The 25,713-nt window shown below is 38.3% G+C and carries 24 protein-coding genes and 1 tRNA gene; 14 read left to right on the top strand and 11 right to left on the bottom strand.

Going from position 1 to position 25,713, the window contains the following annotated elements; genetic code table 11:
• Positions 1 to 44: 44 nt before the first annotated feature.
• Together HMPREF0014_RS15890 and HMPREF0014_RS15885 are read right to left on the bottom strand one after the other, a co-directional pair.
• Complete coding sequence (locus HMPREF0014_RS15890; protein ID WP_002052886.1) at positions 45 to 467, bottom strand: hypothetical protein; 423 nt, start codon at positions 465 to 467, stop codon at positions 45 to 47.
• 147 nt (positions 468 to 614) lie between these two features.
• Positions 615 to 986 carry a hypothetical protein gene (locus HMPREF0014_RS15885; RefSeq protein ID WP_004886002.1) on the bottom strand — a complete coding sequence of 124 codons (372 nt, stop codon included), beginning with the start codon at positions 984 to 986 and terminating at the stop codon, positions 615 to 617.
• Positions 987 to 1,088: 102 nt separating this feature from the next.
• On the opposite strand from HMPREF0014_RS15885, the gene surE reads away from it, so the two are divergent.
• From surE to HMPREF0014_RS15870, 3 genes are all read left to right on the top strand, one after another.
• On the top strand, positions 1,089 to 1,859 hold the full coding sequence (gene surE, locus HMPREF0014_RS15880) for a 5'/3'-nucleotidase SurE (protein ID WP_002052561.1): 771 nt from the start codon (positions 1,089 to 1,091) through the stop codon (positions 1,857 to 1,859).
• A gap of 111 nt (positions 1,860 to 1,970) precedes the next feature.
• A complete protein-coding gene (locus HMPREF0014_RS15875) occupies positions 1,971 to 2,810 on the top strand; it encodes a peptidoglycan DD-metalloendopeptidase family protein (RefSeq protein WP_004886005.1) in 840 nt (279 codons plus the stop codon).
• Positions 2,811 to 2,911: 101 nt separating this feature from the next.
• On the top strand, positions 2,912 to 3,841 hold the full coding sequence (locus HMPREF0014_RS15870) for a LysR family transcriptional regulator (RefSeq protein WP_002052792.1): 930 nt from the start codon (positions 2,912 to 2,914) through the stop codon (positions 3,839 to 3,841).
• A gap of 55 nt (positions 3,842 to 3,896) precedes the next feature.
• Here the strand turns inward: HMPREF0014_RS15870 and HMPREF0014_RS15865 are convergent, their stop codons facing one another.
• Positions 3,897 to 6,515: an ATP-binding protein gene (locus HMPREF0014_RS15865; RefSeq protein ID WP_004707676.1), complete on the bottom strand. Its 2,619-nt coding sequence runs from the start codon at positions 6,513 to 6,515 to the stop codon at positions 3,897 to 3,899.
• Positions 6,516 to 6,681: 166 nt separating this feature from the next.
• On the opposite strand from HMPREF0014_RS15865, the gene HMPREF0014_RS15860 reads away from it, so the two are divergent.
• The 4 genes from HMPREF0014_RS15860 to rpmE all read left to right on the top strand — a co-directional run bounded on the left by HMPREF0014_RS15860 (position 6,682) and on the right by rpmE (position 10,798).
• Positions 6,682 to 8,871, top strand: a complete 2,190-nt coding sequence (locus HMPREF0014_RS15860) for an MFS transporter (RefSeq protein ID WP_004886006.1) — start codon at positions 6,682 to 6,684, stop codon at positions 8,869 to 8,871.
• Between the two features lie 2 nt (positions 8,872 to 8,873).
• Positions 8,874 to 9,275 carry a lactoylglutathione lyase gene (gene gloA / locus HMPREF0014_RS15855; protein ID WP_002052709.1) on the top strand — a complete coding sequence of 134 codons (402 nt, stop codon included), beginning with the start codon at positions 8,874 to 8,876 and terminating at the stop codon, positions 9,273 to 9,275.
• Between the two features lie 133 nt (positions 9,276 to 9,408).
• Positions 9,409 to 10,380: a bile acid:sodium symporter family protein gene (locus HMPREF0014_RS15850; RefSeq protein ID WP_006580654.1), complete on the top strand. Its 972-nt coding sequence runs from the start codon at positions 9,409 to 9,411 to the stop codon at positions 10,378 to 10,380.
• A gap of 193 nt (positions 10,381 to 10,573) precedes the next feature.
• Positions 10,574 to 10,798 (top strand): 50S ribosomal protein L31, encoded by a 225-nt coding sequence (rpmE, locus tag HMPREF0014_RS15845; RefSeq protein WP_001200845.1) that lies wholly within the window; start codon positions 10,574 to 10,576, stop codon positions 10,796 to 10,798.
• A gap of 62 nt (positions 10,799 to 10,860) precedes the next feature.
• Here rpmE and HMPREF0014_RS15840 read toward each other — a convergent pair whose 3' ends face one another.
• Genes HMPREF0014_RS15840 through epmB form a run of 3 tightly spaced genes read right to left on the bottom strand, consistent with a single transcriptional unit; the run spans position 10,861 to position 15,743 of the window.
• Positions 10,861 to 12,969, bottom strand: coding sequence for an EAL domain-containing protein (locus tag HMPREF0014_RS15840; RefSeq protein WP_004886007.1), 2,109 nt, complete (start codon positions 12,967 to 12,969; stop codon positions 10,861 to 10,863).
• Positions 12,966 to 14,711 carry a hypothetical protein gene (locus tag HMPREF0014_RS15835; protein WP_004886019.1) on the bottom strand — a complete coding sequence of 582 codons (1,746 nt, stop codon included), beginning with the start codon at positions 14,709 to 14,711 and terminating at the stop codon, positions 12,966 to 12,968. The genes HMPREF0014_RS15840 and HMPREF0014_RS15835 overlap by 4 nt, the downstream gene beginning before the upstream one ends.
• 15 nt (positions 14,712 to 14,726) lie before the next feature.
• Complete coding sequence (gene epmB, locus HMPREF0014_RS15830) at positions 14,727 to 15,743, bottom strand: EF-P beta-lysylation protein EpmB (protein WP_002052728.1); 1,017 nt, start codon at positions 15,741 to 15,743, stop codon at positions 14,727 to 14,729.
• Positions 15,744 to 15,816: 73 nt separating this feature from the next.
• Between epmB and efp the strand changes: the two genes are divergently transcribed.
• From efp to HMPREF0014_RS15810, 4 genes are all read left to right on the top strand, one after another.
• On the top strand, positions 15,817 to 16,386 hold the full coding sequence (efp, locus tag HMPREF0014_RS15825; protein WP_002052936.1) for an elongation factor P: 570 nt from the start codon (positions 15,817 to 15,819) through the stop codon (positions 16,384 to 16,386).
• Between the two features lie 164 nt (positions 16,387 to 16,550).
• Entirely contained in the window at positions 16,551 to 18,647 is a 2,097-nt protein-coding gene (locus HMPREF0014_RS15820) for a carbon starvation CstA family protein (protein ID WP_004886024.1), read from the top strand.
• A 2-nt stretch (positions 18,648 to 18,649) separates the two neighbouring features.
• Positions 18,650 to 18,952 (top strand): YbdD/YjiX family protein, encoded by a 303-nt coding sequence (locus HMPREF0014_RS15815; protein ID WP_002052430.1) that lies wholly within the window; start codon positions 18,650 to 18,652, stop codon positions 18,950 to 18,952.
• Positions 18,953 to 19,119: 167 nt separating this feature from the next.
• Positions 19,120 to 19,196: transfer RNA gene (locus HMPREF0014_RS15810), tRNA-Val, on the top strand.
• A 440-nt stretch (positions 19,197 to 19,636) separates the two neighbouring features.
• Here HMPREF0014_RS15810 and HMPREF0014_RS15805 read toward each other — a convergent pair.
• Genes HMPREF0014_RS15805 through HMPREF0014_RS15795 form a run of 3 tightly spaced genes read right to left on the bottom strand, consistent with a single transcriptional unit; the run spans position 19,637 to position 21,250 of the window.
• A complete protein-coding gene (locus HMPREF0014_RS15805; RefSeq protein ID WP_004886077.1) occupies positions 19,637 to 20,050 on the bottom strand; it encodes an NF045616 family extracytoplasmic (lipo)protein in 414 nt (137 codons plus the stop codon).
• A gap of 2 nt (positions 20,051 to 20,052) precedes the next feature.
• Entirely contained in the window at positions 20,053 to 20,742 is a 690-nt protein-coding gene (locus tag HMPREF0014_RS15800; RefSeq protein ID WP_004886079.1) for a hypothetical protein, read from the bottom strand.
• A complete protein-coding gene (locus HMPREF0014_RS15795) occupies positions 20,735 to 21,250 on the bottom strand; it encodes a PAAR domain-containing protein (RefSeq protein ID WP_006581856.1) in 516 nt (171 codons plus the stop codon). The genes HMPREF0014_RS15800 and HMPREF0014_RS15795 overlap by 8 nt, the downstream gene beginning before the upstream one ends.
• 721 nt (positions 21,251 to 21,971) lie before the next feature.
• Between HMPREF0014_RS15795 and HMPREF0014_RS15790 the strand changes: the two genes are divergently transcribed.
• Positions 21,972 to 22,526: a TetR/AcrR family transcriptional regulator gene (locus HMPREF0014_RS15790; RefSeq protein ID WP_004886088.1), complete on the top strand. Its 555-nt coding sequence runs from the start codon at positions 21,972 to 21,974 to the stop codon at positions 22,524 to 22,526.
• 106 nt (positions 22,527 to 22,632) lie between these two features.
• Here HMPREF0014_RS15790 and HMPREF0014_RS15785 read toward each other — a convergent pair whose 3' ends face one another.
• Positions 22,633 to 23,601, bottom strand: a complete 969-nt coding sequence (locus HMPREF0014_RS15785) for a threo-3-hydroxy-L-aspartate ammonia-lyase (RefSeq protein ID WP_004886089.1) — start codon at positions 23,599 to 23,601, stop codon at positions 22,633 to 22,635.
• Positions 23,602 to 23,855: 254 nt separating this feature from the next.
• Here HMPREF0014_RS15785 and HMPREF0014_RS15780 point away from each other — a divergent pair, with 254 nt between their 5' ends.
• Both HMPREF0014_RS15780 and HMPREF0014_RS26465 read left to right on the top strand, forming a co-directional pair.
• Positions 23,856 to 24,479, top strand: coding sequence for a PAS domain-containing protein (locus HMPREF0014_RS15780; protein WP_002052706.1), 624 nt, complete (start codon positions 23,856 to 23,858; stop codon positions 24,477 to 24,479).
• A 111-nt stretch (positions 24,480 to 24,590) separates the two neighbouring features.
• Positions 24,591 to 24,824, top strand: a complete 234-nt coding sequence (locus HMPREF0014_RS26465; RefSeq protein ID WP_079377100.1) for a hypothetical protein — start codon at positions 24,591 to 24,593, stop codon at positions 24,822 to 24,824.
• A gap of 34 nt (positions 24,825 to 24,858) precedes the next feature.
• Here the strand turns inward: HMPREF0014_RS26465 and HMPREF0014_RS15775 are convergent, their stop codons facing one another.
• The gene (locus tag HMPREF0014_RS15775) at positions 24,859 to 25,545 is read right to left on the bottom strand and encodes a pirin-like bicupin family protein (RefSeq protein ID WP_004886091.1); all 687 of its coding nucleotides are present in this window, start codon (positions 25,543 to 25,545) and stop codon (positions 24,859 to 24,861) included.
• Positions 25,546 to 25,713 lie beyond the last annotated feature (168 nt).

The raw sequence follows: 25,713 nt of genomic DNA, 5'->3' as shown, positions 1-25,713 counted from the left end.
CGGCTTTTTCAAACAGTATTGTAACTAGAGAGTTTTTAACTAATTTAGTTTTGCGATTGATAAGCTTTTACGTCTTGACAAACTAACTTGTTTTGCTCGTTACCAGCAGCTTTTGCATCATTACGTGCTTCTTTTAAGACTTTCTTGAAACTTTTGTCTTTGCTACGTTTTTCTAAAGCTGCAACTGGGTCTGCTTCATTTGGTAAATAATCTTTCACAAGGCGCTCATAACCTTGGGCAAATTCAGCATCTTTTTTGCCAATTAAACTTGGACAAATTTCAGAAAGTACTTGAATTGCTGCTAATTCTTCGGGTGTAGTCCCTTTGGTCGGCGTAACTTCAACAACATTTTCATTTTCAGTTTTCTTTTCAGCTGTTTTTTTCTTGTCAGCAGCATAACCCACTGTTGCCATTGTCATGAGTAAAACAACAGAAAGTGATTGAACTAAGCTTTTTTTCATAAACATGGATAACCTGAAACAAAAATTTGAAATATGCCGATAGCTTAAACAATTTAAACGCTAAAAAAATGGAAAAAATGTATTGTTATGTAGGTTTTCTGCTTTACATAAACAGAAAACCCTTCAAAGAAAAGCGTATTGAGTCAAATAAACTTAATCTTTGTAATTTACCACTTCCTGACAAAGTTCGTGTTGCTCATGGTGATCCATTTCTTTTGCCGCTTGGCGAGCTTCACTTAAAAGTGTCTTGTATTCTGCATCATTTTGTAGGGCAGAAAAGGTAATTGACTTATTGGAATAACCACCAAGGTACATTGCAATAATCTTTTTAGTATTCGTTTCAAGATTTTTATTTGCGCCAACAAAACTAGGGCAAATTTCTTGTAAAACTTGAGTAGATGCAATGTCATCTTTAATTAAGCTATCAGCTTCTTGTGTCGAGATACCCTCATCAGCAAAAACCGTTTGCGTACACAATGTGATACTGATCCCCAATACTTGAAAAAAAGGAGCGAAAGTTTTCATTTTTTCACAATTTTATAATGCTATGGAGGCATAAATATATATAATTCAACAAATAATTCAATTGAGAAAACCTTCGGGTTTATTTGTCGAGAAAGATTTTTTGTGAATATTCTAATTGCGAATGATGACGGTGTATTTGCACCAGGTATACAGGCTTTAGCTGAAGCGTTAAAACCATTAGGCCGTGTTGTAGTAGTTGCTCCAGAAAGTGAAAGAAGTGGATTTTCGAGCGCGTTAACGTTAGATCGCCCTTTACGTCCTATTCAAATTGCTGAAGATGTATGGGCTGTAAATGGAACGCCAGCCGATTGCGTCTATTTATCTATGAATGGATTGTTTGATTTCGAATTTGACTTGGTAGTTAGTGGAATCAACAGTGGTGCAAACTTAGGTGATGATGTTCTGTATTCGGGAACAGTCGGCGCTGCATTTGAAGGACGCTTAATGAAACAGCCTGCAATTGCGGTTTCTTTAGCGGGTTCTGATGTGCGTTCATATAACCATAAAGATGATTATGCGCAAGCAGCCAAATGGGTACATGACTTTATTGCCAAAGGTTTACCTGCGCTACCACCTCGACATATTTTTAATATTAATATTCCGGATGTACCTCAGTTGAAAGGTACACAAATTACCTATCAAGGACGCCGTGCTCAGTCTAAACCCATCACAAGTCATGTCGACCCAAGAGGAAGACAGGTTTACTGGATTGGTCTGGCAGGTGAAGCAGTTACGGATCCGCAGCGTATTGCTAGCCAGATTCAATCTGACTTTTTTGCGGTTGCAAACGGTTTTGTGAGTGTGACCCCAATTCAGATGGATGCAACAAACTATGCGGTTTTAGAGGATTTGCAGGCAAGCTTGGGTCAATAATTTGGCCCGAATGTTATAACTTTGTGAATATAGAAAAAGAGGAACATGTTTCCTCTTACTTTTTTGGTACTCTTAGCCGAAATGATTTGTAGCATTTAGTGAGGGAGATCGATGCATTTAACTGGGCAACAAAGCAGATCGCATATTCAAAGAGACAATATAATGAAAATTATGATGTTGTCTGTAGCTGTAGGTTTTACTGTTGCAATGGCAGGATGTGCTTCTAAACCACAAATTAATAATAGTTCTCGCTATTCAATGGCTCCTAACTATTACACCGTTCGTTCAGGTGATACTTTAAGTGGCATTGCAATGCGTTATGGTTTGGACTATCTCAGTATTGCAGAGATGAATGATATTGCTCCGCCATATCGTATTTATGTTAATCAATCATTACGATTGAAAAAAGCTTCTTCACCAAAAACCGTGTCGACACAAGTCATGGCGCAACAAGAGCCGATTAAGCGCCAAACAATTGCATTACCGACAACCACAACTCCACCAACAACAACGGTTACTACACCGCCGCCAAGAACAGTTGCACCAACAACCAATACTAGCGTAGGGGCTTCAATTCCAAGTTCAAGCTTGCGTTGGGTGAAACCAAATAATGGTCCGGTTATCCAAGGATTTAATTTGGCGAATAATGTCAAAGGAATTCGTTACGGTGGTAACCAAGGTGATCCTATTTATGCGGCAGCTGACGGTCAAGTTGTATACGCAGCCGATGGTTTAAAAGAATATGGTAATCTCGTTTTAATCAAACATATTGATGGCTATATCAGTGCGTATGCCCACAATAGCAAGATGATGGTGAAGAGTGGAGACAATGTAACCGCAGGCCAAAAGATTGCTGAAATGGGGTCTTCAGGGGCTTCTCGTGTCATGCTTGAGTTCCAAATTCGCCTTGACGGTAAACCAATCAATCCGGCAAATCTTTTACCAAATTAGCTAATGCAATAAATATAGGTTTCCTCGTATAATGTAATTGGTTGCTTTCATTACAACAATAAGCATTTTTTATAAATTTAGAATTAGATTTGAGGAAACCTATGTTAGATCAGCTTCGTGCGATGGGTGTTTTTGCTTGTGTGGTTGAAAAAAGTTCATTTAGTGGTGCGGCACGTGAATTAGGCATTACAACAAGTGCTGTCAGTCAGCAAATACGTTCTCTTGAAAATGAAATGGATGTAATTTTATTACACCGTTCTACTCGAAAACTTAGTTTGACAGAGGCTGGACAGGCTTTTTTCTCAAGTTGCCAAGAAATGTTGGCAGCAGCAGAAAGAGGCAAAATCAGAATCAATGAATTGCGAGATGATTTGATTGGTGATTTGCGTATTGCAACAACCCCTGACTTAGCAGTTCAGCACATTATTCCTGCTTTATCTCACTGGATGTCTGCCCATCGCGGTTTATCTGTTCATTTTGAAGTGGGGCATCGTTATATCGACTTAATTGAAGAGCGAATTGATATTGCAGTACGTATGAGCTCTACGCCAGTAGAAGAGAGTAGTTCTGTAGTTCCTATGGCTTTTGTCGATCAGATTTTGGTAGCCTCTCCCAGCTATCTCAATCAATCAAGCCCGATTTTGCATCCAAACGATTTAAACAACCATGAGTTGCTTTCTATCAATGCAATGAATGAATCACGCACTTTTAACTTCCAGCATGCTAAAACAGGTGAAAAATTAAATATTGAGATGGTAAGCCGTTTGCAAAGTAATAATTTGCAAGTTGCTAAAGCCTTATGTCAGCAAGGACATGGTATTGCTAGAATTTTATATTTAGATGCTCAAAAAGAGTTGAAGGCTGGTTCTTTAATTGAAATTCTTCCAGATTGGAAACTCCCAGCTTTCACTTTATATGCAGAGATCGCCAAGCACGATCAACAGCCAATGAAGATTCAGCGTTGTGTTGAAGCGCTTAAACAGTACTTTAGTCAATTGGCTGGCGGAAGGGCCATGCAAATTGTTCGCTAATTTTACCTTATTCATAAAAAAGGGCTTGTGATTACAAGCCCTTTTTTACTTAGTGCTATTTTTGCTTCAGAGTCGCAACTTCTTCTTGAGTCTCTTGCGGAAGATCATCAGCTGTGAGCTCTTCATGTTTTTTGATTTTTTTCTTGTTTTTCTTTTTCTTCTTTGGTTCCTCTTCAATTTCTGCACCATCTTCGATGGCTTGCCAATATTCAAGTTGCTCCATTACAGCCGCATAAATAGAGTGCTTACTGTACTTGCCTTTTTTATCGAGTGTACCGACTGGACGAGCCATTAAAATTTCAAGTGCTTGGTCAATCGTATCAATCGCATGAATATGGAACTGACCAACTTTTACTGCATCAATTACATCTTGGCGTAACATCAAATGTTGCATGTTTTGACGTGGGATAATGACACCCTGTTTGCCAGTTAAACCTTGTAATTTACAAGCATCATAGAAGCCTTCAATTTTTGCATTTACACCACCAATCGGTTGAACTTGGCCTAACTGATTCATAGAACCAGTAATTGCCCATGATTGATCAATTGGTATTTGGCTAATTGCAGAAATTAGTGCAGAAAGCTCGGCAACCGTTGCACTGTCACCGTCGACTTGCCCATAGCTTTGTTCAAATGCAAGCGCAGCAGAGAAGTGTAAAATCTGTTCACGGCCGAAGTGAGCTTTTAAGAAGCTAGACATGAGCAACACGCCTTTGGCATGGAGTGAACCACCAAGTTCTACGCTACGTTCAATATCAAGAATATCACCGCCACCTTGATAAACTGAGGCAGTCAAACGTGAAGGTAAACCAAACTCAACATCTGCATAGTGAATAACGGAGAGGGCATTGATTTGACCTAAACGGTGGCCCGAAGTTTCGATTAACTGAGTTCCACGCGATAGATCCTGCCAGTAAAGTTCTCTTAAATAGCCTAAGCGATATTGTCTATGTTGTAATGCAAGATTAATGTGTTGGTCAGTTACAATCTTTTCATTGGCTTTAAATGCATGATGATGTGCTTCACGAATGAGGTCACCCAAAGTTGAAGCATGTAATGATAGTGAGCTTTGGTCTTCCGCCTGACGGCTTGAGTCGGTAAGTAAAGCTGCTAAGGCACTACGATCAAATGGAAGTAGTTTATCTGCTTGTACATAGTCAGCAATTAGCTGCATGTAAGCTTGTTCATTTTCGTCATTACGCTGTAATGTATCGGTAAAATCTGCACGAATTTTAAATACACTACCAAGCTCTGGTTCTACTTCTAAGATTTCATAATAAATCTCAGGTTCTGCCATAAGAACCACTTTAATATCAAGTGGAACTGCAGCAGGTTCTATCGAGATAGAGCCTGTTAACGTCAACATGTGTTCAAGAGAAGAGAGTTTGAGTTGACCTGATTTTAAAGCACGCTTTAAACCCTGCCATGCATAAGGCTGTTCGAGTAATTGCTCGGCTTCAAGCATTAAAAAACCACCATTCGCTTGATGTAGAGCACCTGGGCGAATGAGAGTGAAATCTGTGGTAATTGTACCGTTGTGCGTAAGCTGTTCTACATGACCAAGCAAGTTGTAGTGGGTTGGAAAATCTTCAAAGATAACCGGTGCACCGCTGTTTGGTTTATTTGAAACAATTACATTTGCTTGATAACGTGCTGGTACACGATTGAACATAGCAGGAGCAAAGTCATCTTCTTCTTGCTCTAAAATGAGTTCAACATTGTCAATTACATCTTGCGCATATTGTTTTAAATAATCTTCAAGCCCTTTAACTTGACCATACTTATTTAAAATTAAATCTATTCGTGGCATGACCACTTGAGTCGCGATGTCTCGATTTAAAACAGAGACTTTGTCTCGTGCATCGTCTTCTAAATCGCCTAAATGCAAACCAAGACGCTCAAGCTTTTTATCCATATAGCGAATATTCGCCGCGATTTCAGCACGCTGTTTACTATTTAAAGCATCAATTTCTGCTTGGGTCAGTTCTTGAACCTGATCATTTTTTACTTGGACAGGCACAAAACCATGCTTCTCATTTCGAGAAATTAATTTTAAATCGAGCTCTTCGCCTTCTTTTGTTAACTCAACAAGCGCTTCTTGCTGCTCATCTCCAGTTTCCTGACGAATTCGCTCAATACGGTTATGATAAGTCTCGGCACTAAAACGGCGTTCAAGCTGTTTTAAAATAATTTGCCAAGTTTGATGAAGAGTATGTTGAAACTTGGTACCTTGCCCAGCAGGGAAGCGTAGCGCAATTGGCTGACGCGCTTGCTTAAAGTTATAAACATATACCCAATCATCTGGAGTAGGCATTGTTTTGGCATGTTGTTGTAGTAAACGCTTAATCATGGTGCGTTTACCCAAACCTGCCGTTCCTACTGCAAAAATGTTATAACCAGAGTAGGGTAAAGAAATGCCAGCTTCTACTGAAGCTTTGGCACGATCTTGTCCTAAAAAGTTATTAAGCGGTTTTATACGTTTTGTTGAGGCTGGAATATTTTCAAAATCTGGAATATGTGTAAGTTGTTCGGGTTTTAAGGCTGTTTTATCCAAAGTCATTTTTATATCAGGTTGCTCAAAAGCTGAAGGAAATGCATTTATTGTGACGTTTGTGGTGTTTGTTTTAGCGAGTGATAAAGTTGAAGTTGTCACTTGATCAAGTTTTTGTGTCACTGTTGATATCCAGCAAAAGAAAACGAAGGTTGAAGATTAAAGGTATACAGGTTTAGCATAAAATATCAAGCAAACTTGCTGCTTTTATCACCAAAACAAAACTTGATTGCAGAAAGAATCTTGAAAGCAATTGTAAGAAGCGATTGAATAGACGCATTTATAATTTATGGAAAATAAAAAACGAATGACCACACAAACCTCTGGTTGGGTCTCGGCGTTTAAAGCATTTTTAGACCGTCGTGCATTAATTATGCTATTTCTGGGTTTTTCTGCCGGAATACCTATTTTACTAATTTTCTCTAGTCTTTCTTTATGGCTAGGTGAAGCGGGCATTGATAAAAGTGCAGTCACTTTTTTTAGTTGGGCAGCTTTGGGATATTCCTTTAAGTTTGTTTGGGCACCTCTCATTGATGAATTGCCAGTACCGGTCTTGACCAAGGCTTTGGGTCGAAGACGTGCTTGGCTGCTTATTGCTCAGTGTTTAATTGTGCTTGCGATTTGTACCATGGCTTTTGCCGACCCAGCTTTAGGCCATAGCTATTTGGTTCAAATGGCAGCCGGTGCAGTGTTGCTTGGCTTCTCGGCAGCAACGCAAGATATCGTAATTGATGCTTATCGTATCGAATTAGCTGAAACTGAAATGCAGACGGTGTTGGCGTCGACTTATAATGCTGGCTACCGTATTGGTATGATTGTAGCGGGTGCGGGTGCATTATTTTTAGCAGCACATTTAGGAACAGCTAAAGGCAACTATATTTACGAGGCATGGAAAACGACCTATTTAACCATGGCAGCAGTCATGTTGGTCGGTATTGTTACAACCTTGCTTGTTCGTGAACCTAAGGTTAATCGCGTATATAAAAACTATAAAACTACTGATTATTACCGTCTGGTTTTAGTCTTCTTTATAGCGGTCATTTCGTTTGTCATAACTTATATTTACTCAGGTCAAATTACCGAGGCAATTTCCAAAGCTGGCAATATTCAAGATAGTGCAGCTTTATTTGGTTTAGAAGCTTTAAGATTCTTAACAGCAACAGGTTCTGCCATTTTAGTTGGTTATGTGTTAGTTAAGATGGGTGTGGTCAACCAGCAAATGGCAAAAGAAACTTGGATTGCTCCAATTCTGGATTTCTTTAAACGTTATGGTGTCAAACTCGCGTTAGTGCTTCTATTTTTGATTGGCTTTTTCCGTATTTCAGACATCATTGCCGGTGTGATCTCAAATGTCTTTTATCAAGATCTAAACTTTAGCAAAGAACAAATTGCTGAAGCTGTAAAAGTTTATGGTGTGATCTTTAGCTTGGTTGGAGGCTTCTTAGGAGGCTTATTAGCACAGCGTATGAACATCATGAAACTGATGTTTGTGGGTGCTGTATTGGCAAGCTCTACTAACCTCATTTTCATTGGTTTAGTGAAATCTGGCAAACCCCTTGATATGGTGGATGTTCAAGTGGGAGACAAACATTATAAAGCTCAGCCAGATGAAGTAGGTTATTGGAAGATTAAAGTCCCGAGTTCCACTTTTGAAGGAACAAAACAAGTTGATGTAAAAGCTGGCTATGCTTTGCAAGGTCAACAAGCAGAGACCATAGTCCGAGTTCAACCTTTAGTAACAACGCATGCTGAACATGTACCCCTACAGATTTTACCTTTAATGGGAAGTGACCAAATCACTGCTAAATCTTCTGAAGGCAGTGTGGTTGTTCGTGGTCAGTATTTTGGTAAAGCTTTATCGCCTAACCAAAAGATTGTGTTGAATCTTGATGGACAGAATTTTGATGCAAAAATGACAGATCAAAAAGGTGTATTTAACGCTGCAATTGATATGCAAAAATTACTGTCATCACCAAGCAAACAAATTACTGCTTCAGTTGTCGAAGGAAATCAAAAAGTATTATCAGTTTCCCATCATTATAACGTTGCTTCAAATTCTGTACCCAAAGCTGAATTAGATGTAAATATTGACCCTCTACCATATATTGATACTCAGTCAGGTAAAGAGGTCGAGATTAGCGGTAAAGTCATTAAGCCTTATAGTTCGCTGTGGCTCTACTTTGCAATTGTTGTGGATAATATGGCTTCGGGCCTCGCGGGTGCAGCATTTATTGCATTCCTTTCGAGTCTAACCAGTGTGTCATTTACCGCTGTTCAATATGCGATCTTTAGTTCACTCATGACCCTTACACCAAAACTTTTAGGTGGATATTCAGGTACCATAGTGAGTAATATTGGGTATCCAAACTTCTTTTTGATGACCACATTGATCGGGATTCCAATCTTAATTTTAGTGGTTTGGGTTGGAAAACTACTCAAAGATCATCAAACACATGAAACAGAAAAGGCAGGTGAATAAACATGCGAATGCTTCATACAATGTTGCGAGTAGGCAATTTAGAACAATCTTTAAAGTTCTATACCGAAGTATTAGGGATGAAGTTACTTCGTAAGCGTGATTATGAAGAAGGTCGTTTTACACTAGCATTTGTTGGTTATGGCGATGAAGAAAATAATACCGTGCTTGAACTTACGCATAACTGGGATACATCAAGTTATGATTTAGGCAATGCCTATGGTCACATCGCAATTGGTGTCGAAGACGCTTACAAAGCATGTGAAGAAATTAAAGCACGTGGTGGTAAAGTTGTGCGTGAAGCAGGCCCAATGAAGGGCGGTGTAACAGTGATTGCGTTTGTTGAAGATCCAGATGGCTACAAAATCGAACTCATTCAGCAAGATGCAAACGCTAGAAATAATTAAGTAATTGACTCAGGCGCTTTAAGATTTAGGTCTTAAAAGCCTAGCTTTATTTTTATAGCCCAGTATGATGAAGGCTTGACCAAATGGTCAATTTATCAACTGGGTTTTTATTTGTCTAAAATAATCATAGGATGTGAACATGCTGAAGTTCTTGGCACTTGATCGATTTACAATTTTGTTAGTTGGTATGGTGCTACTAGCAACATTTTTTCCAGTCAGTGGTCAAGCTGCGCAGTATTTCAATACACTAACTACAGTCGCGATTGCAATTTTATTTTTCCTGCACGGTGCTAAGTTATCTCGTGAGGCAGTCATTGAAGGTATTTTGCATTGGAAAATGCACTTGCTGGTATTTGCAATTACGTTCTTTATTTTTCCTGCCCTTGGTTTATTGGCTAAACCTATTCTTTTGCCCTTATTAGGACAGCAGCTCTATTGGGGCTTTTTGTTTATGTGCTTCTTGCCCTCTACTGTTCAGTCCTCTATTGCATTTACTTCAGTGGCAAAAGGAAATGTAGCAGGGGCGGTATGTAGTGCATCTTTTTCAAACTTGGTTGGCATGTTCATTACACCAGTTTTAGTGAGTTTCTTTATTTTAGGACAAAGTCAGCATGGCTTTGATCCAACATCATCTATTATAGAAATTACGCTGTTGTTATTGGTACCATTTGTTTTAGGGCAATTGCTTCGTCCTTATGTTTTTCCATATATGGCAAAAGTACCAAGTATTGTAAAAGCGTTCGATCAAGGCTCAATTTTGATGGTGGTGTATGGCGCATTTAGTGGGGCGGTGGTTGCTGGACTTTGGCATCAAGTAAACTGGAAAACCTTACTTCTTTTGGCGCTCGCTTGCTCTGTATTACTGACTATTATTATGTTGCTTGCCCTGTATTTACCGCGTGCTTTTGGTTTTAGTCGTGCCGATCAGATTACTGTTTTCTTTTGCGGCTCAAAAAAGACCTTGGCAAGTGGTGTACCAATGGCACAAATCTTATTTATTGGTCAGCCTTTAGGAATGATTGTATTGCCAATTATGATATTTCACCAAATACAGTTAATGGTGTGTGGAGTAATCGCAAATTACTGGGCTAAATCCCAAGATTAATTCGCAAAAAAAAATTATATGGCGTATAATACTGTCCACTTGTTGTGCTTAGCTCTAACCCTAGAGGTTTCGGTGGGCCAAAAGAATGGTCTGTTGTGGTGTTGATCTGCTTGTAAAAGCTTTCCTCAATTTAATTGAGAGTGATCAATTGCGATGACAGCTTAAGCCTTTCTTCAATTAGGAGTAATCGACGATGCGCGCCGATATTCACCCAAAATATGAAAAATTAGTTGCAACTTGCTCATGCGGTAACGTAATCGAAACTCGTTCTGCTTTAGGTAAAGAAACTATTTACCTTGACGTATGTTCAGCTTGCCACCCTTTCTACACTGGTAAACAAAAGAATGTAGACACTGGTGGTCGTATCGACAAATTCAAACAACGTTTTGCTGGTATGTCTCGCTCTATCAAGCGTTAATACTTCAAAACGAAACAAAAAACGGGCTTATGCCCGTTTTTTGTTTTTAGCGTCCAAGACCATTACTGGTCTTGCACATCTGTTAAACGATCAAGCTTCTTCTGAAAATAATCACCTTGTAAGAAACGTGTTTCCACATTCCATGCATTGGCAAACAGATTCATATCATTTAAGTTAGCTAATAAAATTCCAATTGGTTTTACAGTCAAATAGTTCAATACTTTTTCTTGCAAGCTATTGAGTCCTTGGTCTGAGCTTAATAGATCAGTTTTGCTAGACTGCAGTTTTACAAGCTGGATATCAAGCTGCTGTAAAATTGAATCGCTATATATAGAAGAAGCAAAGTCTCGGATTGAAACTTCTGCACCATGTTGACGTAAACGACCAATCAGCGGTTGAACTGTTGGAAGGTAGTGCTGAAGAGCTTGTTCCGAAAATTGCAAAATCAAAGGGCATTCAAGTTTACTACCAATGATAGTAAGCAGTTTGGAAATCAGCTCAGGGAAGGTTTTATCTTTCAGCAAAATATCAATATTAAGGTTAATAATGAGCCTTGCTTTAGGATACTGAGCAATGAAATTATGAAGCTGTTTACAGGCTTCTACTAATATCCAGCGATCTAGTTGAATTGATAGTTCAGCATCTTCTTTTAATTCAGCTAAGTCATTTAAATCATGCCATTGTTCATCTGCAATAAAGCCACTCGTCACTTCATAGTTATGAGTTTCTTCATCATGTTTATCGTAAATTTGCTGATACTTAAGATGTATCTCACCTTTAGCTAATTTTTGTCTTAATTGCTGTAGCAAAGAAGACTGCGAAGTCACCTCAAAGTGCTCAATCGTTAAATCAAGAGGAACAGCTTCAATGCTCGGCGAAACTGGTTTTTCTACAATAGGCGTTATTTCAAGCTGAGGAGTAACTTGAGGTAGGTTCTGCTTTTCAGCTTCATTAAGTAATGAGCTAAATGTAGTTTCAGTTAATGGTTGGTTAAGCGGAGCATAGCCAAGTTTTAACTGTACCGAAAAGTTTTGCTCATTCACTTTTAACAAGTGTTCTTTTTGCAAAGTTTGTAAACTCGTCAACTGAGAATTTAAAACCGTACTATTTTCAGCTTGTAAAATCCCGACATAACTGCCCAAGTCGACTTGGAAAATCGGCATCTGAGCATGGTCTTTTAAAAAACCATGTAGCTGATTGAAATAAAGTCCTAAAGTTTGCCAACCTTGTTGAAAAAGTCGTTCTGGACACTGTGCAAGTCTAAATAGAACCAGAGCATTTGCTTGGGCAGGGTGGGTCGATAAATGACGATTAATCTGTGGCCAAGCTGCACTTAATCCAGTCGTTTTCTCGGTTAGTGCTGTATTTGCTGGTGTTTTTAAATCAACTTGATAGTCGATGGTCAGTTGTACAGCATCTTCTTCTTGGCTCGGAATAAATTCCAGTTTTAAAGCATTATTACCAGAAATAGCTTGATGCTGACTTTGAATTTCGAAACGTGCTTGATCAAACTGGCCTAAAGAAATTTTCTTAAAACGTTGTTTAAAAATATTTAAATCGTTAGGTTGTAAGACATCTAAAATCGGCAAACCAATAATATCTTCTTCTTGCTGGAAACCAAAAAGATTCAAATATTCGGTATTTGCCTTAATATGTATACCTTCTTGAAAAATAGCGACCGCTTTATGGCTGCTATCGACCAGTGTTTGCGTATGTGTATGAATGGTATCAAGCTCAGCCAAAAGGCGCTGTTCTTTCTGTAAAAGGCGGCTATATGACAGCGCTCGAACAAGCGTAATATAGAAATAGTCCAAAGGTTCTAATGGAACTACATCATAAATACCTTTTTGAATATAGTTTTGATATTGCGATGATTGGTAGTCATCTGGTTGTAAAAGTAAAATTGGAAGCTGCGGCTGTTCTGAGGCTTGAACAAGGGAGAGAGTTTGTTCAATTTTCAAATCATACGCACGGCCAAAAATAATGACATCCCACGATGTATTTAACTGCTTTTCAAAACTTTTTAAATCATCAAGTAATAAGGCATTAACTTGATAATCATTCCCCGATAATAAAGTTAAAATTTGGTTATAACGTAACTGGTTATCATCAATAATGAGTAAACGTATTTCAGTACGTTTTAACTTTTTAGATAGTAAAGAGTTTCTCACTTTAATGCTTCCCATAAATCTTGGTTATTCGCGTTACTATTCTTTTTCAGCATGAACTGATCAAGCAGGTGTTGTTGCTGCTCATTCAAAAGTTCAAATTGAAATTGAATAAAACTTTGAGTAATGAGTTGTGCTTTGAGTAGATACACTTTGATTTCTTCTGTCCCCAATCGTAAATAAATTGTTTGTTGCTCTCTAAAAATTTGAGACCCCGGTAAAATAAGCGTGTTTTGTATTTCTTCTAGGTTTTGAGTTTGTAGTAATAGTGCAGGGTGGTAATTACGAGTATGGCGCTCTGCCTGAATATGTACGGCACAAGGGAACATGGCTTGCGAAAGAATTTCTAAACCCAGCTCCAGACTTTTTTCAGTCGATTGTTTAATCCAACGGATCACACCGCCACGCCACTGACCATGCAGCGTTTCTTTGACTAAAATATATTCGCCAGTTCTTAAGTTTTTAGGGGCTTCACCAGACCATTTAATACGGTAGCCATTAACACTAATATCAAGCACTGTAGTTTGGTAAATCGTCTTGCTCTCACGACTCAAGCGCTGATACGAGCTGGTCTGTTGCTCTTTTTTTTCTAAGTTTGATAAAACTTTCGATTCACTTTGTAGATTATAGTTATTGTTAAGCTGTAGCGTTTCTTCAAAGTTTTTTGCTTTAGATAAATAAAAATGAGCAGTACTTAAGCCAAAACAGATTTGTAATGCAGCATTGTATTCATAACGTTCATGACGGCGCTGTGCTGTGGTACCCAAAATGGTTTGAACGTGAAATTTTAGTGCTGGACTCAAATAAATCTTTTCATTTTTAGACATGTATTGAGCATTTTTATGCATGGTGGCAGTCACATGCTCAAGCAAGGCTTGTGTACTAATGAAAATGCTTGGGTTGAAATTTGAGCTTTGCTTTTTGTTATATACAGGCGGATGGTCTTTAGTCGGATCGACTACATATTTAGTTAAAGCAGAGTCTTTAGGCAAGATTTGAATCATGCGTGCCCAGTCAAAACTACATTGAAACAAAGCCTGAATTTCTGATTGACGAATCTGATTGGTATTAAAAATATCTAATAAAATCAGCTGAGCATATGCCTGTGTAATATTTGCTAAAGGGTGCTGTACACCTTGAATATGATTAATATTGGTTAAATGATATTTATACTGAACGGCTGTTTCATAAAGTTGATGAGCAATTAACCATTGGCCTTTTACAGGTTCGCTGTAGAGCATATGCTGTTGGTATAAAAGGTTGGTGAGTTGCTGCAATGCATGGAATGTCGCCAAAATACGCGCGGTTTGTAAGTTTTTCTTTTGTTTAAAAGAAAATAAAGAGAACTTTTGTCTTTGTAGCTGCTCGTGGCTGGTCTGTGCAATATTTAAATAAATGCTGGCAAAATAACAACGCAGCAGCATTGCCAGCTCAATAATATGCTCGTTACGGTCGGTACTAATCACCCCTTGGTTAAAGAAGTTCTTTTCTAAGCTTGCCAAAACATTATTAATGGTTGGGTGAAGCGTTTGAATTAAGTCAAAGCGGAGCGTTTCACTGCAATTTAATTCATTTAACTCCAAAATTGCGGTAAATAGCGCTTTTGAAGTATCACCCAATTGCATAATAGAAAGGGTAGTGACCCATTCATTAAGATCTTTAATGTTGGCTTCACAAAAGCTTAACCGTTCACGGGTACGTGAGGTTTGATTGTGAAAAATGTCCGAAAGTGCATTATTCATCATCACTTATTATATAACTCAAAAAGTTGTAGCCCCAAAAAGCGGTGTTTTATTCTTTTCGCCCGCAATTTCCCTGACGAGTTTAGGAACCAGATATCCAGGTAGGCTCGCTAACACGTCTTGATATATCGCATCTATTTCAGATGGCATTAAATCAAAATGTTGTGCGCCTTTTACTTTATCTAATACGTGTAAGTAATATGGCATAACGCGAGCTTCAAATAGACGATAACTTAAATCAGTTAAAGTTTGAGCAGAATCATTGACACCTTTTAGCAATACAGCCTGATTTAGTACAGTAATGTGGTGCGAAGATAACTCCATCAACTTTGAACAAGTAAAGTCATCGAGTTCAGAAGCATGGTTTGAGTGTACCACCAGAATAATACGCAGCCTACTGTTTTTTAATAAAGAAATAAGCTCTTCGTCGATTCGATTTGGAATGACAATTGGAACTCGTGAATGAATTCGCAAAATCTTAACTTGTTTGAGAGATGATAAGCGTTCTAGCCAAAGTGCAAGCTTACGATTAGAAAGTGTAAGAGGGTCGCCTCCACTTAAAATCACTTCATTAATATCGGGATTAGCTTCGATATAATTTTTAATATTGAGCCAATCATCATTTTTTGGCAGATTTTCCTGATAGGGAAAGTGACGGCGGAAACAGTAACGACAATGCACAGCACATGCGCCTGTTAAGGTCAGTAAAAAACGAGATTTATATTTATGTAAAACACCCGGTAACTGATTGGCTGCTTCTTCACCTAAAGGGTCGGTTACAAACTCAGGATGCTCTTCAAGCTCTAAATGATGAGGTAATACTTGTAGTAAAAGCGGGTCAAGCGGGTTTTTAGCGTTCATTTTTCCGACGAACGCACGAGGAACACGCAATTTAAACTTTTCAGAAGCCAGAATCGCACCTGATAATAGCTGATCTGAGGATAACTCGAGTAGGCTTAGCAGTTCAGAAGGATCAGTAATAAGGTCACTGAGTTGTGATTGCCAGTTTTGCTCTTGGTATAAATAGTTTATCATTTGACACGATTAAGATAATGCAACAACGCATTATATCGCATAGTTGACTTGTTAAGTTTGGAGTGTGCCTTTCATGGCCTATTATTCTACAAATGATTTCAAAGCTGGCCTTAAGGTTATGCTTGATGGTAACCCATGTTCTATCATGGAAAACGAATATGTAAAACCAGGTAAAGGTCAAGCGTTCAACCGTGTAAAATTACGTAACCTTAAAACTGGCAAAGTATTAGAAAAAACTTTCAAATCAGGTGACTCTTTAGAAGCGGCTGACATCGTTGAAGTTGAAATGGATTACTTATATAACGATGGTGAAATGTGGAACTTCATGGATCCTGTAACTTTTGAGCAAATCGCTGCAGACAAAACTGCAATGGGCGATGCTGCTAAATGGTTAAAAGACGATTCAAATGAAAAATGTACAATTATGTTGTTCAACGGCGTACCTTTAACTGTAAACCCACCGAACTTCGTTGTATTAAAAATCGTTGAAACTGATCCGGGCGTACGTGGTGATACATCTGGCGGTGGCGGTAAACCAGCTAAGCTTGAAACAGGTGCGGTTGTTCGTGTTCCGTTATTTGTTCAGCAAGAAGAAAGCGTTCGTGTAGATACTCGTACTGGTGAGTATTTAGAGCGTGCATAATAGTTAAAAAATAAACTATTATCGAAGGGATGATGTAAATCATCCCTTTTTTTATGCGAAAGTATAAGAGGAAAAAAGAAAAAGGAGGAGTAGAGTCACAGGGATTAAGAGAAACAGTACATAACAATATAAAAATGCTGTAGTTATTTATTGAGAGGTTAAGAATGGACACAATGCAAGCGAAATCTACGCTTCCCTCCAAGCTGGTCTGGAGCCTAGTGGCAATTATAGGTGCAATTTCTTTTGGGATGCTGGCACTCAGTCGTGGTGAACATGTTAACGCGGTTTGGCTTGTACTGGCTGCAGCATGTGTATATAGCATCGCATATCGATTTTATAGTCTATTTATTGCAACTAAAGTATTTGAATTAAACCCAAGACGTTTAACCCCAGCTCATCGTTTAGCCGATGGTCTGGATTATGTACCCACCAATAAATATGTGCTTTTCGGTCACCACTTTGCTGCAATTGCAGGGGCAGGACCGTTAGTTGGACCAATTCTGGCTGCACAAATGGGCTTTTTACCAGGAACGATCTGGTTATTGGTCGGTGTTGTGTTGGCGGGTGCAGTACAAGACTTTTTAGTTTTATTTATCTCAACACGTCGTGATGGCCGATCACTTGGTGAAATGGCAAAGCAGGAGCTTGGTTCTTTTGCTGGTGTTGTGGTGATGCTCGGTGCACTCGGGGTAATGATTATTATCCTTGCGGTCTTGGCTTTAGTTGTTGTGAAAGCACTTGCACATAGTCCATGGGGTGTCTTTAGTATTGCAGCAACCATTCCAATTGCATTGTTCATGGGCGTTTATATGCGCTTTATCCGTCCGGGACGTATTGCAGAAGTTTCAATTATTGGCTTTGTTTTAATGATGCTGGCAATTGTCTATGGTGGACATGTTGCAGCAGACCCATACTGGGGTGAGTTCTTCACTTTAACAGGTACACAGCTCACTTGGTGTCTCATCATTTATGGTTTTATCGCATCGGTATTGCCAGTTTGGTTGTTATTAGCACCGCGTGATTATTTATCTACCTTCCTCAAAATCGGGGTGATTCTTGGTTTGGCGGTGGGTATTATCATTGCATTACCTGAATTGAAAATGCCGGCTGTAACCCACTTCATTGATGGTACAGGTCCAGTTTTCTCAGGTAGCTTATTCCCATTCCTATTTATTACTATTGCTTGTGGTGCCATCTCTGGTTTTCATGCGCTTGTTTCTAGTGGTACAACACCAAAACTCGTCGATAACGAAGCTGACATGCGCATGATTGGCTATGGCGGTATGCTTATGGAGTCTTTTGTCGGGATCATGGCAATGATCTGTGCGACAGTGTTAGACCCAGGTGTGTACTTTGCGATTAATGCGCCAGCGGCAGTACTCGGTACAACTGTAGAAACTGCGGCAGAAGCTGTACGTAACTTAGGTTTTGTTGTTACCCCAGAAATGCTGACCGTGTTGGCTCAAGAAGTAGGTGAAAGCTCGATTCTTTCACGTACAGGTGGTGCACCTACCTTCGCTATTGGTATGGCTCATATCATTTCTGAAATTTTTAATAGCCGCCAAATGATGGCATTTTGGTATCACTTTGCCATTTTGTTTGAAGCATTGTTTATTTTAACTGCTGTCGATGCCGGTACTCGCGCTTGTCGTTTCATGGTGCAAGACACGGTAGGTATTGTTATTCCTGCGGTTAAAGCATCAGGTTCATTCTTTGGTAATTTGGTTGGTACAGCGGTTGCAGTTGGTGGATGGGGCTTCTTCGTCTATCAAGGTGTAATTGACCCACTTGGTGGTGTTAACTCATTATGGCCTCTGTTTGGTGTTGGTAACCAAATGCTGGCTTCTATGGCACTCATTTTAGGTACAGTCATTCTGTTTAAAATGAAAAAAGAAAAATATGTATGGGTAACGATTATTCCGACTATTTTCTTGTTCGTGACCTGTATGACTGCGGGTTGGCAAAAGATTTTCCACGAAAACCCAAAAATTGGTTTCTTGGCGCAAGCGCATAAGTTCTCTGACGCGATTGCTCATGGTGAAATTATTAAACCAGCCAAAACTATTGCTGAGATGCAAAACATTGTGATGTCGAATCAGATTAATGCTGCGCTTTGTGGCTTCTTTATGATTGTTTCGATTGTCATGATTATTGCCTCAATTGGTATTGTTCGCCGTGCTTTAGCGAGTCCAAAACCGACTGTAAATGAAGCGCCTGCGGTATATGCCGATCCTGAAGTGGTTACCACTCGAGGAGAATAAAGATGAATTTTAAATTTGCAAAAAATGGAACTGTCATTATTGCGAAAATCATCAAAATGACAGTGCTCTCGCAAAAAGAGCTATTACTTTCTCCAAAGAACTGGTCGCGTATAGCAACCTTGTGGCAACGTTTACAGCAAAGCTTCCGACTGATGGTTGGTGTGCCGGACTATCAAACATATTTGGAGCATATGAAAGCCCATCATCCAGATTTAACACCTATGGATGCAAAGACTTTCTATCGACATTGTGTTGATGTGCGTTATCCATCGGCAGGTGGTACTTTGAAGAAATGCCCATGTTAAGTTGAGCTTGATATTTGGTTAACTAAAGACGGTATGTGGTTGAACCATGTACCGTTTTACTTTTTGGGAAATGAAAAAAGTTTGCTCAAAGTCTGCTCATTTGTATTTTTTTCAATGGCAAATCTCTTGTTTTGCTTTTGAAAAATGAATATGATGCTTTCCATTCTAGGTGTATAGCTCAGTTGGTTAGAGCGCTACGTTGACATCGTAGAGGTCTCCAGTTCGAGTCTGGATATACCTACCAAGATTTATAAAGGGTTTACATCGTTTTAATAACATGTAAGCCCTTTTTTTATGCCTGTTTTTGGAATTAAACCGATTAAAATTAAAAGCGAAGATTGAAGCGGGATAGTGGGTGAGATGGCGACCTGCCCCCATTGAGATTAAGTTGTAAAAATGATCACGACAAGAAGCAGGTCATTAAGCTATTCATAAAATGGCTTTGGCAAGTTAGCCCACCTAAGCATTTAAGCAAATAGATCTAAGTCATGGGCCGAATATAGCATTCAAGCTTTACTTATACATAGGTTGTTTTGGATTAATTTGAAAGATTTGTTTTCTTTATGAGCAATCAATTTTCAGTATATACAAAGCATATATTTACCATCTAAATAAGTATTTTTATAGATATAGCAGATATAGAAAAAAGCCCTAAATAATTAGGGCTTTATTTCATTTTTAAATTTAATTACATGCAGATTTACCTGCTTCAATATGTTTGACTTCCAAGCGATTTCCTTTATCTATTACACAAATTCTGGCATGAAAACTCTTATTAGTTTCTAAAACTATTTCATAAGGAACATTCTTATCAATTACTTCTAATGGTATTGCCACACAATTAGTTTCTTCTATTGGGAGTGGAGCTTTTGTATACAACTTTTTATAAGTACTTTTAAACTCTTTTGTATAGTCAATCTTACCCAAATAAACTAGAACAGAGTTGTCAAAACTGGCATAAGTTTTAGGATTGTTCGTAAATACACATAAGTTATTTTTTTTGATAACTGCTTCCAATGGACGTGGCCCTTGGCTACAAGCACTGATCGTAATACTTATTATGATAATAAAGATTAAAGTTAAGTTTTGCTTTATCATTTTTAAGACCTTGGTAATAACGTCTTGTCATGTGGGTTGAGAATAAAATCCCTTAAAATTCTTTCTACATATCCTAAAAGTTTTAGACTCTGTCTATGATGTACTCTTTCAGGGTCAACATTTTGTAAATAGCATGCATCAAACCAAAATTCAATTAAACGGCCTTGTTGTTCAAAGTTGAATTCATTAAATTTCTTTCCAAAGTCCCGTCCCAAAATATCCGTATCGTAAGCTTTTAGTTCACCACCAGAATCTACGGAGGTAACCATTGAGGTGTAACCGCCTTTACAAAGCTGCTTCAAACCTAACCATCCATTTGGTGTCCCCATTTGATATTGCCAAACATGAACCATTTCATGAATAAACCAATGACGATTGTCCCCAGAAGCCTTACTAAAATCTGATGTTGCCATATATTCTGATCTAGGAAGCATGATTTCACCGGCAGGTGTCATCGCATTACCTGTCGCATTGTGAATATATCCTCCGATATGAATCCATACTTTTGAGTAATCAATAGCATCCTTAAAAACTAATTGGCACATTTTAATTTCGCCAGAAGTTAATTTTCTTTTAGTTTCAATTTTTATTTCAGTCGTTGGGTGAGGCTGGTTATTTTTCAATTTAGTAAGTTTTGCTTTCGCATTTGCTACAATGATTTTAGCCGATTGCTTCACTGGATTTTTATCCATGTGTATGTTCCTCATAAATAATATTAATTGTTATTTCTTCACTATTAGTATTTGTGATTAATTCAGTGAAGCCTTGTTTATCAGTTTTGCCATGTATCGTTTCACCATTTTTTATTATTTCATAGCAAACACCTGCCAGTGGTACATCTGTTAGTTGATCTTTTAATAAAAATCTATGCCCAAAATTCTCAATAGGTAATAAGCTCTCAGTATTACTTTTTGAGGAGGTTGAATTATTACCCCCATTATCCTGAACAACTAAATTCTGTTGCGGAAGTAGCTTACAACCACAAGACAGAGAGTCACCAACACGTGCCGCCAGTTTGCCAAAAATATTCATGTACGGATCACCCGATACAATAGTGGCTACTAATTTATGCGTAGGGCAGGTAGCTTTATCGCCTGTGCAAGCTACAGCTTTCCCATCAATGAGAAATAATGAATTTCCACTAATTACTTTGCCGCCGCCCGTAGTTGGGCAACCTATGGTGATATAGGGTGTCGCCAAATTATTATTCCTTGTTATTCTCATGAATTGGGCGAATAATAACAAAGAAAAATATACAGATCTGTCTATTTTCTAGGAAAAAACCTAAAATTTCTCACCTTTATAAACCCTAATTTAACAATCACTTATCCATCATTTATTCTTACTTTTTAATGATCTAAATTAAAGCAAATGTCATTTTGTGTGCTTGACTGCAAAAGGGTTGGGCACTATTCTTTGCCTGCTGGCCACATTGCCAGCCGGCTTTGACAGGCTGAATATTATCTCCCGCATCAGAGTTTTCCTTCTGAGGAATAGTCTTGTGTGGTGTGCCACTCGTCTCTTTCCCGTAGCGGTAGGACGGGAGAGGGACACCTACGGGTGTGCTAGTTTGAGATAATACTAGTCTGTCAACCTTCTTCCGTTCTGCCACCATAATTCTATAAATGTCTGGCAGAACTCCCAATAAAAAGGAGTTGGCTTTGCACATCCATTATTTCTTGGCAGCCGTTGCCAAAAGCTATAACGACACCACTTAAAAATTTAAAGCAGCTTGATGACCTTTAGGGTTTTCAGGCTTTCAGTCATTACGGCTCAAAAACTTGTATCAACAATAAAACTTGAGATGTGCCAAGCACAGTCTTTATAGGCTTTGCTGTGCCTTTTTTTCTCCTAGAAAGGGCACAGGCTTTTTTTATCTCATTTATATACAACAAAAATTTATTTTTATAACGGTAAAACTATGCCAAATTTTATTCTCCCAACACGTGCTTTAGAAGTTGTAAAAAAAGGAATAAATCTGTTCCATCACGGTGGGTTTCACATGGTCGGTGTCGACAAAATTGTGAAAGAAACCGAAGTGAATAAAATGACGTTTTATAACTATTTTCACTCTAAAGAACGCTTCATCGAAATCTGTTTAATCGTACAAAAAGAACGCCTCCAAGACCAAGTGGTTGCACTGATCGAGTATGACCATGACACAAGCACAATCGATAAACTCAAGAAGTTGTATGTTCTACATACCGACTTAGAAGGCCCGTACTACTTATTATTTAAGGCTATTTTTGAAACTAAAAATAGTTATCCAAAAGCTTATAAAACCGCGGTGAGATACAGAACATGGCTGACCAATGAAATTTATAGTCAGCTTAGATTACTTAAAACCGATGCTTCTTTTACCGATGCCAAACTCTTTTTATATATGATTGAGGGCGCCATTATTCAGCTTTTAAGTTCAGATAAGACAACTCAAAAAGAGAAGATGCTGGAATATTTTCTGCGAGGACTGATTTAACACTAAATTTTATTTAAATTAAGACGAAATAAATCGAAAAGTTGATACAGATTGGAAGTCTATCTATGAAGCTTTACCTAACATCATAGATAGACATCGACTTTTATTAAGCAGATAAAAACTCTACATATTTAGAAATATCAACGTTGCCACCACTAATAATGATGCCTATACGTTTGCCTTTTAACTCATGCTTTAAATTACGCGCAGCAGCAAATCCGAGGCATCCTGTCGGTTCAACGACCATTTTCATTCTTTCAGCAAAAAACTTCATACAGCTAATGAGGTCTTCATCTGTGACTGTCAAAATATCATCAACTTTTTGTTGAATAATAGGGAATGTTAATTTGCCTAAATATTGCGTTTGAGCACCATCGGCAATGGTTTGCGGCGTATCAATATGAACAATTTCTCCTTTTCTAAAAGACATTTGCCCATCATTTCCTAGAGCAGGCTCAACGCCATATATTTTACAGTTCGGAGAAAGCTGGCGAGCAGACAGGGCAGAACCAGCCAATAAACCGCCACCACCTAAACATACAAACAGGTAATCTAATTCGCCGACTTCTTCAAATAACTCTTTTGCAGCCGTTCCTTGCCCAGCAATTACATGCGGATGGTCATAAGATGGAATGAGTGTCAGGCCATTTTTTTCGGCAATCTCTTTACCAATTTTTTCCCGATCTTCGGTATAACGGTCAAATTCAACAATATTGCCGCCGTACTCTCGGGTCGCTGCCATTTTTGCAGCAGGGGCATCTTTAGGCATGATGATTGTTGCTGGAATACCAAGAATTTTTGATGCGAGCGCAATCGCTTGTGCATGATTTCCCGAAGAGAAAGCGACCACGCCAGCTTTTTTCTGAGCTTCATTGAATTGTAAAAGCGCATTTATTGCACCACGAAATTTGAAAGCACCAACTCGCTGAAAATTCTCACATTTAAAGAATACTTCTGCTTTAAATTCATTATTAACAGTACGTGAAGTTAAAACAGGAGTCTTATTTGCAAAACCTTTTATACGTTCAGCAGCGGCTGCGACATCTTCATAAGTGGGAAGGGTTAAATTTTTCATAATTAAACCTAATTCTATTCATGTTTTCGGATGCAAGATTTGGTATTGCTCAAGGTATACACAAGATAGTAGCCTTGTTTAGATAAAATATATATGTTTAGATAAAATGTCTAATTTTATTTTCTAATGTGATAACAATGAGATATAAGATTTTGATTTACATTAAGTTTAAAATTAGATAAAAAGTCTAAATTACTATTACATGCTTCATTCTAAAGTTTGAAATAGTAAGTAAGTCATTTGGAGGAAATACCTTGGGAAATCGTGATAAACATTTGCTCACTCAACTAGATACCATCGCGAAGGGGTTAAGTGAAACGCTATTTCCTTTTTGTGAGGTCGTTGTCCATGACTTAACAAATCCTGAGCATGCCATACTCTCTATACATAACAATTTATCTGGTCGAAAAATTGGAGATCCGGCAACCGAGTTAGGGCTGGCTAGAATCATGTCTCCAGAGTTTCCAAACCTCATTTCAAACTATGCAAACCAGTTTGCTGATGGTCGGCCCGCCAAAAGTACGTCTATTGGAATTAAAGATGAAGAAGGCCAGTATGTAGCCGCTTTATGTATGAATATTGATTTAACCCTATTTAGGGGGATGCAAAGCGCTTTAGAGCAGTTTACTAAAATTGAAACTGACAACATTATTGAAAATTTAGAACCGAATGGTACAGAGGCAATTCGAAGATATATTGACCAATTTGCCTCAAAGCATGCTACGACACCGCGTATGTTAAAACTCAATGAGCGTAAACAATTAGTACATGAGTTAAAAAATAACGGTTTGTTAGATATTAAAAAGGCTGTCGAGACAGTGGCACAACATTTAGGTATATCAAGAGCGAGTGCCTATTTGTATGTAAAAGAAACTTAATAGATTTATCTTATCTATCAAAAAACAACTTGTTTATTCAACATAGCTCATTTAAATAAATGAATAGGGACACAACAAGTATCTCTATAGCCTAATCAAGGAGGTCGTTATTTGAAGTTATTTATTATATTTATAGCCATTTTTTCGAGTATTGGACTGATCTGTTTAATCGCGCTACTCAGAAATTTAAAAAGTTATTCACCATCGAGTGATCATGATTATTCATCTTCAACACATCATTTACACGATAATAGTTCTAGTCATCATCATAGCTCTAATTATTCAAATGATTGTTCATCCTCTTCAGACTCAGGGAGTTGCGATGGGGGCGGAGGAAGCGATTAAAAAAGCCCTTTCATATAAAAGGGCTTTTAGTTATTTAAGGTAAATCAAACCAAATGAATTGGCTGTCTTCAAGTGCATGAATCACGGCGTTATCTTCAAACACTAAAGCATCACCCGCTTTAACTTCTTGATCACCAATACGAATTACACCTGAAATGACATGAACGTAATTTACGCGTTTTGATGTTTCAACAGGAAGTTCATTTCCTTTTTCCAATACAGCAGATTTGACCTCTGCGTTTTGGCGGATGTGCATTGGGGCATTTGCATCGGGACCTGCAATTAAATGCCATTTATTTGGATCTTTACGTGGGTCCAAACTAATTTGTTGGTAATTTGGCTCGGCTTCTTTTACGTCTGGAATAATCCATATTTGTAAGAGATGTACGGGTGTATCAGTGTTATTAATTTCACTATGAGCCACGCCTGTACCAGCGCTCATAAGTTGCCATTCACCTGCCTTAATTTGGCCTTCATTTCCCATCGTGTCACGGTGTGAAATTGCACCATCGAGCATACATGTTAAAATTTCCATGTTGTCATGAGAGTGAGTGCCGAAACCATTATGGGCATCAATTTGGTCGTCATTAATCACGCGTAATGCACTTACACCCATATATTTAGGGTTATACCAGTTACCAAATGAAAAGCTATGGTAAGACTCTAACCAACCTGCTTTAACATGACCACGATCTTCACTACGATGCAAATAAGCATTCATGACTCGATCTCCTCAAATTATTATTGATCTCTTGAGGACTATGTTAAACCTGTAGAAACAAGCTAAAAATAGAGTAGATGCAACATATTGTTGCGTTTTTAATATGATCAAGACATCTAGAAATTTTCGTTTTAAATTTTAGATATAAAAAAAGCCTGCATAAAGCAG

The sequence above is a fragment of the Acinetobacter sp. RUH 2624 genome (genome assembly GCF_000162375.2).
Lineage (GTDB): Bacteria > Pseudomonadota > Gammaproteobacteria > Pseudomonadales > Moraxellaceae > Acinetobacter > Acinetobacter nosocomialis.
Note: the sequence above shows the minus strand (reverse complement) of the source record. Positions and strands in the feature narration are given on the sequence as shown.